Here is a 13,073-nt window from a genome sequence, read left to right as displayed (position 1 = left end):
AGCTTACCGGTACTAATCGCTCGATTGGCTTGATCGTTCTCATCCTCTATGTCCATCCGCTCAAAACGAGCCGGATCCGGACCCATCCTAAAACCAGCTTCATCCCTATCATGTGCTTCGCCGGCCTGGTGGTCATTGCGAGGAGCCTGAACCCGATNCCATCCCGAACTCGGCCGTTAAACTCCTCTGCGCCAATGGTACTTCATCTTAAGATGCGGGAGAGTAGGTCGCTGCCAGGCCTGCAAAGCACATGATCAGGATCCGCCCAGATCACAAGACACACAAAACCCCCGGTCCGCTCAACGCGGCCGGGGGTTTTGCGTTGACCGCACGCCGCGCGGTGCCGCCGCCGCCTGAGCAACGGCTCAGCAGCCGGCCCAAGCCCCGCGCCCCGCCCGCCGGGCGGAGCCGGCGGCCATCCCGCCCTCCCGGGCGCCGCCCCCAGGCATCCCGCCCGCCAGGCGCCGATGGCCGCAGCCAGGGCTCAACAGCCCGTCAAAAGAACCGGCACCGGCGCGCACCACGACCGGCCGACCCCAAAACCCGGCCCCGGCCCGGCGAGCGGGGCCGCCGGATGGTCGCCATCCCGGCCCCGGCTCGGCGCCGATGTCCCCACGCCGGATCCTCCATCGCGCCCTGCCGTCGGAACCCGCGCCGCCACCCCGCGCCGACGCCCGCCCGCCCAATCCCGGCCCGCCCAGCCCCGCCGCGCCGCCCAAGCCGAGACCCGCGCGCCGCGTCGGGACTGAAGCGGTGCACGTCCGCGCCCGCTTAGCTTCGACCCCCGCCGCAGGTTCAGGCGCACGCCGGGCCGACGCGGTTCCCCTTGCGTGCGGCCGCGACGGAGCCCGTCCCGAGCCGCCCGACCCCGCGCACTCCAATCCCGGCCCGGCGTCCCCTGCGCTCCGGTCAGCACCGTCGCCGACGCACCGACCAACCGCCCGCACACCCGATCCGCACAGCCCCCGACCCTCCGCACCCCTGCCGGGGCCGGCGTAAGCTCGGACTCCGGCAAGCACCACAGCGTTGCCGGCCGTATCGGCTGATCCGGTTTCGGCTTGCGGCGGTGGCGACTTCCCCGTGGGCGTGGCGGCGGGCGCGCTTCACGGCGAGGAAGCAGATGGCCTTCTCGTCGATCACAGCCGGATCGGCCGGATCGGCCGGATCAAAGGGGATCACGCGCTGCCAGCCCCGTGAGCCGGTCATGTTGCGCATGCGCGGTATCGGCCATGGCCTCCAGAAGGCGCGCGAAGCCCAGGATGCCGCCGGCGCCTCAGGCTCGCGCGCGGCGCGCACGATCGAGGTGGTCGGATAGTCCTCGCGGGATCGGCTGCCGTGATTGCTTCGCTCGTGAAACGTGCCGCCAGTCGCCGCCGAAGCCACGGGTGCGGGTGCACGTTCGGTCACGCCGCGGTCGATGAGGCCCTGAGCTTTGCGGTCCCGGCGGGGGGCTGACCGAAATCGTCCTGGCGATGCTGGCCCTGTGGCTTCGGCTCCCCCGGTCCGGCTGCCCGCTCCAGATCAGGAACGGCCGCTGCATTGCTTGCCGGCGTGGGACGCGCCCAGGTGACCGCGCCGAGAACCACCGCCCCGGCCATCCGCCGGGCCCACACGCGAACGTGATCGCCGCGTCGCGCGCGGCCGCCCTCACGCGGGGCGCCCGGCCGAGCCGTCCCGGCACCGCGCGGCACCATGACGATTCAATGACTTAGGCCAGAGCCCCGGCGGCCGGCGGCGAGGACAACCTTGGGCTGAGCACGGCGGCGGCCGGTTGGCCCCGGGCAAGCTCCAGCCGCTAGGTCAGGGGTGCAACCATGCCTTGTAAGGCTCTTGCGCTCCCCTCCCGCCCGGTTCGGAGTTCGCGCCCCCATGGCTCGCTTCCATCTGAAGGTCTCCCATCTCATCGCCCTGATGGTGTTCGTGTTCGTCGGCGTCACCGCCACCATCCTGGTCAGCGTCGTCGCCTGGATGCTGCTGGAGGATGCCGGCCGCGCCGCCGTCGCCCGCCAGAACGTGGCCATCCGCGCCGCCGGCCTCGCGCTCGCCAAGGCGGTGCCCGGCACCCGGCTGGACTGGAGCGAGGGCAATGTGGCCCGCCTCGTCATGCCGCGCCTGCCCGAGCCCGGCGACCATGGCCTCATCGACGAGGTCTCGCGCATCTCCGGCGGCACCGCCACGGTGTTCGCCTATGACGCGCCGAAGAATGATTTCGTGCGCATCACCACCTCGGTGAAGAAGGCCGACGGCACCCGCGCGGTCGGCACCGTGCTGGGCAATGGCGGCGCCGCCTTCGCCGCGGTGAAGGCCGGCACCACCTATCGCGGCGAGGCGGTGATCCTCGACGTGCCCTATTACACCGTCTACATGCCGATCTTCGATCCCGCCGGCAGCGTCATCGGCGTGCTCTACGGCGGGGTGAAGACACAGGAGGTCACCGCCCGCGTCTCGGCGCTGCTGGCCACCATCATCTGGCTGTCGCTGGGCCTCGTCATCGTCATGGCCGGCGTGGCGGCGTTCCTCGCCCATCGCCTGCTGCGGCCGATCAGCGTGCTGGCCGACGTGATGCAGCGCCTCGCTGACGACGCGCTGGACGTTGCCATCCCGCTGCGCGACCGGCACAACGAATTCGGCGTGATGGCCCGCACCATCCAGGTGTTCCAGGACAATGCCGCCGAGCGGCGCCAGCTCCAGGGCGAGCAGGAGCGCCAGGCGGCGGCGCGCCTCGCCCGCCAGGGCGAAGTGGAGGCGGCCATCGCCGGCTTCCGCGGCGAGATGGGCCAGATGGTGCAGTCGGTGCGGGGCAATATGGACGACCTGCTGGCGGTGGCGCAGAATCTCTCCACCGTCGCCGCGCGCACCTCGGCGCAGACCGAAGTGGCCAACCGCGCCTCGCAGGAGGCCAGCGCCTCGGTGCAGGGCGTGGCCGGCGCCACCGAGCAATTGTCCGCCTCCATCGGCGAGATTTCGGCCCAGGTGTCGCGCACCTCGGCCATCGTGGCCGAGGCCACGGCGGGGGCGCGCAGCACGGACGCCAAGATCCGCCAGTTGTCGGAAGGCGCCGGGCGCATCGGCCAGGTGGTGGAGCTGATCCAGGCCATCGCCGCCCAGACCAACCTCCTGGCGCTGAACGCCACCATCGAGGCGGCCCGCGCCGGCGAGATGGGCAAGGGCTTCGCGGTGGTGGCCGCCGAGGTGAAGACGCTGGCGGACCAGACCGGCAAGGCGACCGGGGAGATCGCCCAGCAGGTGGAGGCGATCCAGGGCTCCACCGCCGCCGTGGTGGGGGCGATCGGCGACATCACCCGCATCATCGGCGAGGTGGACCGCTATACCGGGGCCATCGCCGCGGCGGTGACGCAGCAGAACGCGGCCACCGGCGAGATCGGCAAGAATATCGTCGCCGCCTCGCAGGGCAGCGGCACGGTGTCCCGCAGCATCGCCGACGTGATGCACGGGGTGCAGGACACCGACGGCTGCGCGGTGCGGGTGAGCGAGACCTCGCGGCGCATGGCCGACGACAATGAGAAGCTCAGCCGGGTGGTGGAGCATTTCCTGTCGCGGGTGGCGGCGGTCTAGGCCGCGATCCGATCAGGGGGCGCCTCTGACTCGATGAGGGAGAGGGCTTTGCCGTTCAAGCGGCGATGCCATTCCAACGGAACGTGCTCCAGACCCAGGAGCGGCCCCGCCCATGAAAAAAGCCCCTCGCGTGCGCGAGGGGCTTTTTGATTTCGGCCGTGCAAATCTCATGCCCTGCCGCCGCCGGGGCGGCGAAAGCGTCAAGCCTTGCCAGGCGCGAAGTGTTGCCGGCGTCAGGCCTTGCCGGTCTTGCGGCGCAGGCGGACCACCACGTCGACGCGCGCCACCTCGAAGCCCTCGGGGGCTTCCGGCAGGCGGTCCACGGTGACCGAGGCCTCGGGAATGTCCACCAGCTCGTTCTGGCCTTCCACGTAGAAGTGGTGGTGGTCCGAGGAGTTGGTGTCGAAATAGGTCTTGGAGCCGTCCACCGCCACTTCGCGCAGCAGGCTCACCTCGGTGAACTGGTGCAGCGTGTTGTAGACGGTGGCGAGCGACACCGGGAAGCGGGCGCGGATGGCTTCCTCGTGCAGCATCTCGGCGGTCACGTGGCGGTCGCCCTTGGCGAACAGCAGCCAGCCGAGCGCCAGGCGCTGGCGGGTCGGGCGCAGGCCCACCTCGCGCAGCATCTCGCGCACGTCGTGGAAGGGGCAGCCGGTGCGGCGGGCGGAGCTCACGTCGCGGAGCTGGGCCACCGGAAGCACGGCTTCATCGTGATCGACCTGGAGGCGGGCGGTCCCGGTTCCAAGGCTCGCTCTGATGCGGGTCATCTCGTTCATGGTCGCGCTTGCAATCTCGATCTGGCAATCGCCTGCGGATGGAGCGGGCCGCGGAACGGCCGCCATAAGCGTCCTGTATAGCCGATCCACCTGCTCATTGCCACTATTACAGATTGGACATGGACTAATGTAAATCAAGGTGCGGCAATGCCTTTCTCGTGATCATGGGACGCATGGACAGCCCCGGGCCAGCGCGCTATCGCGGCGTCCGGCCCCCATGCCGGGTCCGGGTCCGGGCGGTCCTCGCCGCCCCGCCCGATTGGCAAGGGACCGGCCGGGACACGCCGTGCCCGGCCCGGTCCGTACCGCAGGAACCGTGCGCGTGACCCTTCAGCGTTTCCTTTGCAGCCTGCTGCGCTCGCCCGCCGCCGTGGCCCTGGTGGTGGCGCTCGGCGCCGCCTTCGCGCTTGCGTCCGCCTGGTTCTTCCAGCTGGTGGTGGGGCTCGCGCCCTGTCCGCTCTGCCTCGACCAGCGGCTGCCTTATTATGCGGCGGTGCCCATCGGCCTGCTGCTGGCGCTCGTCGGCCGCAGCCGGCCGGAGGCGGCGCGCCTCGGCCTGTGGCTGCTGGCGGCGCTGATGGCGGTGGACGCGGGCATCGCCATCTACCATGCGGGCGTCGAATGGCGCTTCTGGGAGGGGCCGACCGCCTGCACCGGCACCGCGCCGCCCATGGTCAGCGACATTATGTCCGCCCTCAAGAGCACGCGGGTGCCGCGCTGCGACGAGGCGGCATGGCGGCTGTTCGGCGTGTCCATGGCCGGCTGGAACGCGCTGCTCGCCCTCGGGCTGGCCGGCGTGGCCGTGCTCGGCGCCACCCGTCGCCGCTGAGCGCGGTGCGCTGACGGGCGCTACGGGTCGAGCTCGGTGTCCCAATAGAGATAGTCCATCCAGCTCTCATGCAGGTAGTTGGGCGGGAAGTGCCGCCCGTTCTGGTGCAGGTCGTGGACGGAGGGGTGGTAGGGCGTCTGCGCCGGCCACATGTGGGCGATGTCGGGCATCAGGCTGCCCTTGCGCAGATTGCAGGGCGAGCAGGCCGCCACCACGTTTTCCCAGGTGGTCTGGCCGCCGCGCGCGCGGGGCACCACGTGATCGAAGGTGAGGTCGTCGCGGCTGCCGCAATATTGGCAGGTGAAGCGGTCGCGCAGGAAGACGTTGAAGCGGGTGAAGGCCGGCTGCCGGGTCGGCTTGACGAAGGTGCGGAGCGACACCACGCTCGGCAGGCGAAGCTCGAAGCCCGGACTTCGCACCGCCTTGTCGTAATATTCGACGATGTTCACCCGGTCGAGGAAGACCGCCTTGATGGCATCCTGCCAGCACCATACGGACAACGGATAGTAGCTGAGCGGACGATAGTCCGCATTCAGCACAAGAGCCGGCCACGAGCCTGATGTCACAGCAGCGGTCAAGGATCGTGCTCCTCGCCCCCCATCCCAACCGAATCGAGCAAGCCGAGCCGGTACGGGCGGATACTGTATAGGCTCCATGTCAGCCTTGTGAAGGGCGCGGCAGATTCCGCCCTCGGCGGCGGATCGCCGCGACGCCCGGCACCGGCTCAGGCGGGCGGGCGCGGCGGCAGGTGGGCGGCGAGGAAGCGGCCGGCCCGCGCGATGCCGGCGGCGTCCAGCCCGTGGCCGAGAGCCGCCGCCAGATAGGTCTCCACCGGCACTCCCGCCTTGGCCAGCGCGGCCTCCGAGGCGGGCAGGGCATAGGCGGGCACCACCTCGTCCCGCCCGCCGTGCATCAGCAGCACCGGGGGGCGCGCCTGCGGCGGCTTTTCGCCCAGCACCGGCGGCAGGAAGCCGGAGGCGCCCACCACCGCCGCCAGCGGCTCGGGGGCGGTCACGGCGAAGGCCAGCGCCAGCATGGCCCCCTGGCTGAAGCCGAACAGCGCCACGCGGTCCCACGGCAGGCCGAGCGCGGTGCGCTCGTCGTCGAGGAAGCGGGCGAGGGCGGGCAGCGCGCCGAGCGCGTCGCGGGCGATGGCGTGGGGGTCCGCCAGCGCCAGCGGAAACCATTGCCGGCCGATCGGCATCTGGTCACAGGGGAAAGGCGCGTGGGGGGAGAGGAAGGCGGCGTTCGGCAGCAGCTCGGCGAAAGCGTCGCCGAGGTCGATCAGGTCGCGCCCGTCGGCGCCATAGCCGTGCAGGAACACCACCAGCGCATCGGCGGGGCGGCCCGAGCGGGGCGGCAGGCGGGGGCCGTCAAGAAGAGGCATGGGTGATCCTGGGCTGGCGTTTCCGGCGGAAGGCATGGCCGGAGCGGACGGGCGGTCCTGGAGCACGTTCCGTTCAAATGGCATCGCCATTTGAACGGCAAAACGTTCTCCATCATCAAGTCAGAGGGCGATTCACCGATCAGATTGCTTCAATCTGATCGGATCGCGCTCTGGAGCACGTTCCGTTCAAGTGGCATCGCCATTTGAACGGCAAAACATTCTCCATCATCAAGTCAGATGGCGATTCACCGCCCTCTAGGGACGGGGCGTCGGGCGGGCGGCGCCCCGGGCATTCACATAGATGGCATAGAGCGAGGTCTGGGCGGTAATGAACAGCCGGTTCCGCTTCAATCCGCCGAAGCACAGGTTGGAGACGCGCTCCGGCATGGGCAGCGTGCCCAGATGGGTGCCGTCCGGCGCATAGCAATGCACGGCGCGGAAGGCCGAGGCCCACACATTGCCCTGCGCGTCGCAGCGCACGCCGTCATAGAAGCCGTCCGGCAGCAGGGCGAAGGTCCGCGGATCGGCCACGGTGCCGTCCGGCCGGACGCCATAGGCGACGATGGCGCGGGGGTGGTCGGCCACATGGCTGGCGCCGCTGTCGACCACATAGAGCACCGTCTCGTCCGGCGAGAAGGCGAGGCCGTTGGGCTGGAGGCGATCGGTCACCACCGCGCCCAGGGCGCCGGTCGCCGGGTCGAGGCGGTAGACGCACTGCCGCCCCAGTTCGGAGGGCGCGGCGTCGCCCTCGTAGTCGCTGTCGATCCCGTAGGTGGGATCGCTGAACCACACGCTGCCGTCCGATTTCACCACGATGTCGTTGGGCGCGTTCAGCCGCCGGCCGTCGAAATGGGTGGCCAGGGCGACGATGCCGCCGTCATGCTCGGTGCGGCTGATGCGCCGTGCCCGGTGCTCGCAGCTGACCAGCCGGCCTTCGAGATCGACGGCATTGCCGTTGCTGTTGCCGGATGGGGCGCGAAACACCGACACCGCGCCGCTGGTCTCGTCATAGCGCAGCATGCGGTCGTTGGGGATGTCGGAGAAGACGAGATAGCGGCCGGCGGGAAAATAGGCCGGTCCCTCGGCCCACCGCGCCCCGGTCCACAACCGCTCCAACTGCGCCGTGCCGATGACCAGGCCGCGCATCCGCGGGTCGAGGATCTCGAATTCGCTCATCCGATCGTGCCCCTGATCCGAACGCCCGTCAGCCGGCCCGGCTGTCCGGGCCGCCGGCGCCGAGCCGCGCGGCGTAGGCGGCCAGGGCCTCCGCATGGCGCTCGTCCGCCCGCAGGCCCAGATAGCCGTCGGGCCGGACCACGAACAGCGTCATGCCGCCGACACCGAGCCGCCCGGCGGCGTCCGGGTCGATGGCGGCGAACCCCTCGGCGTCGGTGCCCAGCGCGGTGAGCGCGAAGCTGGCCTCGATCATCGCGCCGCCGGCGTGCCCGGCGATGGCGCGGTGGAGTTCGGTCAGTTGGTCCAGATCCGCCCCGGCGCCGCCCACGAGGATCGCGGTGTGCCCCGGACGATGGGCCAGCGCGTCGAGGGCCAGGGGCGCCCCGTCGGCCGGGCGGACCTCGACGTGGTTCGGCCAGAGCTGGCCCGGTGCCAGGGCGTCGTGACGTGCGCCCATGACGATGGGCGAAACCCCATAGTCGATGTCCAGCTCGGCCTCGGCTACCGCCTCCTGATGGCGGGTGACGGGATTGGCGAAGATCCCGCTGATGACCGCGTCGCGGGCGTGCCGCTCGGCCGGGTCCCGCAGCAGTTGGGCGCCGTCCACCTCGTCGCCGGAGGCGGTGATCTTCTGGGCCACCGGCCGCCGTTCCGCCTCGTAGCTGTCCAGCAACGCCTCGGCGCTGTGGCCGGCGGACACCAGGGCCAGCTTCCAGGCGAGGTTGAACGCATCCTGGAGGCCGCTGTTCATGCCGTGGCCCTGGACCGGGCTACAGGTGTGGGCCGCGTCCCCCGCCAGCAGCAGGCGCCCGGCGCGGTAGTGCCGCGCCACCTTGGTGTGGCAGTGGAAGCGGGTGGGGTTGGCCACCTCGGTGAATACCGCCTCGGGCAGATAGCGCGCGAGCGTGGCCGAGGCGTCCGCCACCAAGTCGGATTCCTCCGCGCTCGGCCGCAGATAGACGCGCCAGCGCTCGCCCGGCAGGGCGGTCAGGATGATCGGGATCTCGTCGAGATAGGCGTAATTGGCCTCGTGGGAAAACGGCCAGCCGCCGATGGTGGTGTCGAACACCGCCCACGGCTCCTCGATGTCATGGCCGTCCTGCTCGATGCCGGCGAGCGTCCGCACCGTGCTGCGGTGTCCGTCGCAACCGACCACCCAGCGCGCGGCGACCTGGGTTTCCGTGCCGTGGCTCTCCAGGGTCGCCAGGACATGGTCGCCCCGGTCGTCCAGGCCGACCAGCCGGGTCGAGCGCGTCACCGTGCCGCCGAGCCGGGCGAGATGGTCCGTCAGGACCGCCTCCGTGACCTCCTCGGAAACACCGAGGTTGAACGGATAGCGGCTGCCGCAAAGGGACAGGTCGATCTCCCCCAGCGCACGCGCGTTGGAATGGATGCGGCAGAGGCGCTGCTGGACGCCGCTCTTCAGCAGCGGCTCGGCGATGCCGAGGGCATCGAAGATCTCGATGGAGCGGGGATGGACCACGGTCGCCCGGTCCCACGCCAGCGGCTTGTCGTGGGCGTCGATCAGCAGGCAGTCCACGCCCCGGCGCCAAAGCTCCGCCGCCAGCAGAAGTCCCGTGGGACCTGCTCCCACAACGAGAATGGAGACGTCGGCGGCCATGGTGATCCCTCCCCAGCAGAGGGCCACATCATGACCACCGGCGCGGCAAGCTCAAGCGGGGGGCTGCATCTCGTGCCGCGCGTCCACGTCGCGCGTCCGTGTGGCGAGGGTGTGTGGCGAGGGTGTGCCGCGCGGGCGTCAGGTCGGCACGCCGGCGCGGGCGCGGCGGGCGCCGTAATAGGCCCAGAGCACCTGCGCCGCCACGCCGCGATAGGGCCGCCAGTCCTCGGCGATGGCGACGAGCCCCTGCGCCGAGGCCCGCCCCGGCAGGCCGAAGGCCTCCCCCGCCGCCACCTGGAGCGCGAGGTCGCCGTGGGGGAAGGCATCGCTCCGCCCCAGGCAGAACAGGAGGTAGATGTCCGCCGTCCACAGGCCGATGCCGGGCAGGCGGGTGAGATAGGCCGCCGCCGCGTCGGCCTCCATGGCCTCCACCTGGGCGAGGTCCGCCTCGCCGGCGGCAAGCGCGCGGGCGATGCCGGTGAGGGTGCGGATTTTGGGCGCGGAGAGCCCCGCCGCGCGCAGCGTCTCCGGCGTCGCGGCGAGCAGCGCCTCCACGGTCGGGGGGCCGGCGAGGGCGGCGTGGAGCCGGGCGGAGATGGCGCGGGCCGCCGCCACGGACAATTGCTGCGCCACCACCACGCCGGCCAGCCCGGCGAAATCCGGCTCGCGCCGGCGCAGCGCCGGCCGGCCGGCGAACGCCACCAGCGGCGCCAGCCGGTCGTCGAGCGCCAGCAAGGCGTCGAGCGCCCGGTCGAATGTCGGCTGGTCGGCAAGGTGCACCTCGCCCGGCGTTGCCCCGTTCCCCATCCCGCCTCCCTCGCGATCTCGGCCGTGGCGTGCGATGACAGGCGCGCCATGAGCTTCGTCTGCCGCTTCGCCCCCAGCCCGAATGGCCCGCTGCACCTGGGCCATGCGTACTCGGCTTTGGTCAATCATGCCGCCGCCGGCGCGGCCTCCGGCCGCTTCCTGTTGCGCATGGAGGACATCGACACCACCCGATGTCGCCCGGAATTCGAGCAGGGCATCATCGACGACCTCGCCTGGCTGGGCATCCTGCCGCCCACGCCGCCGCGGCGCCAGAGCCTGCATTTCGCCGATTACGCCGCGGCGCTGGCGCGGCTGGAGGCGCTGGGCCTGCTCTATCCCTCGTTCGAGACCCGAACCGAGATCGCCCGCGCCGTGCTGGCGCGCGAGGCGGCCGGCGCATCCTGGCCGCGCGATCCCGACGGCGCGCCGCTCTATCCCTTCTCGCGCCAGTCGCTGCCCGAGGCGACGCGCGAGCGCCGCCGGCTGGCGGGCGAGCCTTATGTGCTGCGCCTGGACATGGCCCGCGCCTGCGCGCTCGTGGGCGCCGGGCTCTCCTCGCCGCTCTCCTCGCCGCTCTCCTCGCCGCTCTCCTGGCGCGAGGCGGTGGCCGGGCCGCTGGCCCCGCCGGTGAACGTGCCGGCCGAGCCCATGCGCTGGGGCGACGTGGTGCTGGCGCGCAAGGACGTGCCGGCCAGCTACCATCTGGCGGTGGTGGTGGACGACCATGTGCAGGGCATCAGCCACGTGATCCGGGGGCGCGACCTTTACGCCGCCACCGCCATCCACCGCCTGCTGCAACTGCTGCTCGCCTTGCCGGACCCGGTCTACCACCACCACCGGCTGGTGCTGGATGGGGAGCACCGCAAGCTGTCCAAGAGCACCGGCGCCGCCAGCCTCGCCGCGCTGCGCGCCGCCGGCGCGTCGCCGGACGAGGTGCGCGCGCTGATCGCCCGCGGCCTGGAGGCGGACGCGGCCTAGGGCCGCATGGGGCGCGCGCGGGCCTAGGAGGCGCGCGGCAGCCGCATCTGCTTGCGCAAGCTCTTGTCGAAGACGCCCGACGGCGCGAAGCGGCGGGCCAGGCTGAGCTGCCGGGCCGATCCCGGCGCATAGCGCCGCTTGGGGGTTTTCGCCTCGGCCGCCGCCACGATGGCCGCGGCGATGGTCTCGGGCGCGTCCCCGGTCTTCATCATCTCGCCCATCAGCACCTCGTTGTCCGACCGGGCGCCGGCATAGGGTTCGAGCGGCTGGTCGGCCCGCGCGAGGTTCTTGTCGAAGGCCGTGGCGGTGTTGGCGGGCTCGATGAGCACGACGCGGACGCCGAAGACCCGGACTTCGTGGTCGAGGGATTCCGAATAGCCCTCCACGGCATGCTTGGTGGCGGCGTAGAGCGCCATGTAGGGCGCGGGCATGAAGCCGAAGACCGAGCTGATGTTGACGATCCGGCCGCGGCCCTGGGCGCGCATGGCCGGCAGCACCGCCCGGACCATCCGGATCAGGCCGAACACGTTCACCTCGAACAGCATCCGGGCCTGTTCGATGGAGGATTCCTCCGCGCCCCCGGCGATGCCGAAGCCGGCGTTGTTGACCAGGACGTCGATCCGCCCGGTCTGGGCCAGCACGCTCTCGACCACCCCGGCGACCGATGCGTCATCGGTGACGTCGCACTGGAGCATGGTGATGCCGGGCTCCGCCGAGGGCTCCGCGCGCCGGCTGGTTCCGAACACCCGGTAGCCGGCCTTTCGCAGCGCCAGGGCGGTGGTGAGGCCGATGCCTCCGGACGCGCCCGTGACGAGTGCGGTCTTCGTTTCGATCTTGGCCACGACATATGCCTTCTGCATGGGGCTCCCATCCGGGTGCCTTTTCATATTATGATCGTAATATTAAATGAGGGGTCGGCGCAAGGGGCCGGCGGCGGGTGCGCACGCAGCCCCCGCCGGGCTTTGATGCCGCGCCCGCGGTTTCATATGATGCCCGTAATGGACGGCGCGGCGCGCCGCCGGCACGCGGCGAGGGAGGGCGGGATGCCGTTGAGCAAGGACCACAAGGCCAGGACCCGCGAGCGGATCATCGCCGCCGCCGCCCGGCTGTTCCGGCGCGACGGCGTCGATGGCGTCAGCGTCCCGGGGCTCATGAAGGAAGCCGGGCTGACCCAGGGCGGCTTCTACGCGCATTTCGCGTCGAAGGACGCCTTGGTCGCCGAGGCGGTGGCGCGCGGCCTGCGGGACACGACGGAACGCATGGTGGGGGTGGCGGAACGCTCCGGCGACCCGATCGGCGCGATGATCGACGATTATCTCTCGCCCGGGCACAGGGACCAGCCGGAGGCCGGATGCATCGTGAGCGCCCTGGGGGCCGAGGCGTCGCGCGGCGCGCCGGTGATCCGGGAGGCCATGACCGACGGCATCCGGGAGGCCGCGCGCCGCCTGAAGGAAAAGCTCGGCCTGGAGGGGGACGGCGAGGACGAGGCCATCGCGCTGTTCGCCGGCATGATCGGCGCCCTGGTCCTCGCCCGCGCGACCAGGACCGATCCGGCCTTCTCCGACCGGGTGCTCAAGGTGAGCGCGGAGCGGCTGAAGCGTTCGTTCAAATGAGCCCGGCGCCGCCGCCCCGCCGGCTTGTGCCGGTGGAACGGAACGTGCGCTAGGTGGTGTGGACAGTTACCTGATCCACAGGACGATGGCAGCGATTGTGACGATGGCGAGGTAGTTTCGCGCGGTCTTCTCGAAGCGGGTCGCGACACGCCTGAACTGCTTGAGCTTGGAGAAGCAGCATTCGATCAGGTGGCGCTGAGCGTAGAGGTGCCTGTCGAGGCTATGCTTCCTGGCGCGGGATGGATTGGACGGGATGACCGCCTGCGCGTTCCTTGCCGCGATTGTGGCGCGCAGGGCGTCGCTGTCATAG

General features: G+C 71.1%; 13 protein-coding genes and 1 rRNA gene. 6 read left to right on the top strand and 8 right to left on the bottom strand.

Annotated features, from left to right (window positions below; translation table 11 throughout):
- Positions 1-124: 124 nt before the first annotated feature.
- The 3 genes from rrf (at position 125) to YU1_RS0124550 (ending at position 3,576) form a co-directional block, all read left to right on the top strand.
- Positions 125-239 (top strand): 5S ribosomal RNA (gene rrf / locus YU1_RS0124560).
- 881 nt (positions 240-1,120) lie between these two features.
- Positions 1,121-1,315: a hypothetical protein gene (locus tag YU1_RS33705; RefSeq protein WP_156922427.1), complete on the top strand. Its 195-nt coding sequence runs from the start codon at positions 1,121-1,123 to the stop codon at positions 1,313-1,315.
- A gap of 554 nt (positions 1,316-1,869) precedes the next feature.
- Positions 1,870-3,576 carry a methyl-accepting chemotaxis protein gene (locus tag YU1_RS0124550; RefSeq protein WP_029006328.1) on the top strand — a complete coding sequence of 569 codons (1,707 nt, stop codon included), beginning with the start codon at positions 1,870-1,872 and terminating at the stop codon, positions 3,574-3,576.
- 233 nt (positions 3,577-3,809) lie between these two features.
- Here the strand turns inward: YU1_RS0124550 and irrA are convergent, their stop codons facing one another.
- On the bottom strand, positions 3,810-4,352 hold the full coding sequence (irrA, locus tag YU1_RS0124545; protein ID WP_029006327.1) for an iron response transcriptional regulator IrrA: 543 nt from the start codon (positions 4,350-4,352) through the stop codon (positions 3,810-3,812).
- Positions 4,353-4,674: 322 nt separating this feature from the next.
- Here irrA and YU1_RS0124540 point away from each other — a divergent pair, with 322 nt between their 5' ends.
- On the top strand, positions 4,675-5,181 hold the full coding sequence (locus YU1_RS0124540) for a disulfide bond formation protein B (protein ID WP_245263445.1): 507 nt from the start codon (positions 4,675-4,677) through the stop codon (positions 5,179-5,181).
- Positions 5,182-5,201: 20 nt separating this feature from the next.
- Here the strand turns inward: YU1_RS0124540 and YU1_RS0124535 are convergent, their stop codons facing one another.
- The 5 genes from YU1_RS0124535 to YU1_RS0124515 all read right to left on the bottom strand — a co-directional run bounded on the left by YU1_RS0124535 (position 5,202) and on the right by YU1_RS0124515 (position 10,172).
- On the bottom strand, positions 5,202-5,759 hold the full coding sequence (locus YU1_RS0124535; protein ID WP_084540101.1) for an HNH endonuclease: 558 nt from the start codon (positions 5,757-5,759) through the stop codon (positions 5,202-5,204).
- Positions 5,760-5,905: 146 nt separating this feature from the next.
- Positions 5,906-6,568: an alpha/beta hydrolase gene (locus tag YU1_RS0124530; RefSeq protein ID WP_029006324.1), complete on the bottom strand. Its 663-nt coding sequence runs from the start codon at positions 6,566-6,568 to the stop codon at positions 5,906-5,908.
- A 255-nt stretch (positions 6,569-6,823) separates the two neighbouring features.
- Positions 6,824-7,744, bottom strand: a complete 921-nt coding sequence (locus YU1_RS0124525) for an SMP-30/gluconolactonase/LRE family protein (protein WP_029006323.1) — start codon at positions 7,742-7,744, stop codon at positions 6,824-6,826.
- Positions 7,745-7,772: 28 nt separating this feature from the next.
- The gene (locus YU1_RS0124520) at positions 7,773-9,365 is read right to left on the bottom strand and encodes an FAD-dependent monooxygenase (RefSeq protein ID WP_029006322.1); all 1,593 of its coding nucleotides are present in this window, start codon (positions 9,363-9,365) and stop codon (positions 7,773-7,775) included.
- Positions 9,366-9,503: 138 nt separating this feature from the next.
- The gene (locus YU1_RS0124515; protein ID WP_035716646.1) at positions 9,504-10,172 is read right to left on the bottom strand and encodes a DNA-3-methyladenine glycosylase family protein; all 669 of its coding nucleotides are present in this window, start codon (positions 10,170-10,172) and stop codon (positions 9,504-9,506) included.
- A gap of 48 nt (positions 10,173-10,220) precedes the next feature.
- Here YU1_RS0124515 and gluQRS point away from each other — a divergent pair, with 48 nt between their 5' ends.
- Positions 10,221-11,150, top strand: coding sequence for a tRNA glutamyl-Q(34) synthetase GluQRS (gene gluQRS, locus YU1_RS0124510; RefSeq protein WP_029006320.1), 930 nt, complete (start codon positions 10,221-10,223; stop codon positions 11,148-11,150).
- 23 nt (positions 11,151-11,173) lie between these two features.
- Here the strand turns inward: gluQRS and YU1_RS0124505 are convergent, their stop codons facing one another.
- Positions 11,174-12,010, bottom strand: coding sequence for an oxidoreductase (locus YU1_RS0124505; protein ID WP_245263444.1), 837 nt, complete (start codon positions 12,008-12,010; stop codon positions 11,174-11,176).
- A 183-nt stretch (positions 12,011-12,193) separates the two neighbouring features.
- Here YU1_RS0124505 and YU1_RS34800 point away from each other — a divergent pair, with 183 nt between their 5' ends.
- Positions 12,194-12,763: a TetR/AcrR family transcriptional regulator gene (locus YU1_RS34800; RefSeq protein ID WP_029006318.1), complete on the top strand. Its 570-nt coding sequence runs from the start codon at positions 12,194-12,196 to the stop codon at positions 12,761-12,763.
- A 66-nt stretch (positions 12,764-12,829) separates the two neighbouring features.
- On the opposite strand, the gene YU1_RS0124495 is transcribed toward YU1_RS34800, so the two are convergent.
- A partial coding sequence (locus tag YU1_RS0124495; RefSeq protein WP_029006317.1) for an IS5/IS1182 family transposase occupies positions 12,830-13,073 on the bottom strand: 244 nt, incomplete at its 5' end.

Source organism: Azorhizobium doebereinerae UFLA1-100, assembly GCF_000473085.1.
Lineage (GTDB): Bacteria > Pseudomonadota > Alphaproteobacteria > Rhizobiales > Xanthobacteraceae > Azorhizobium > Azorhizobium doebereinerae.
This window is presented reverse-complemented; position numbering and strand designations above follow the sequence as displayed.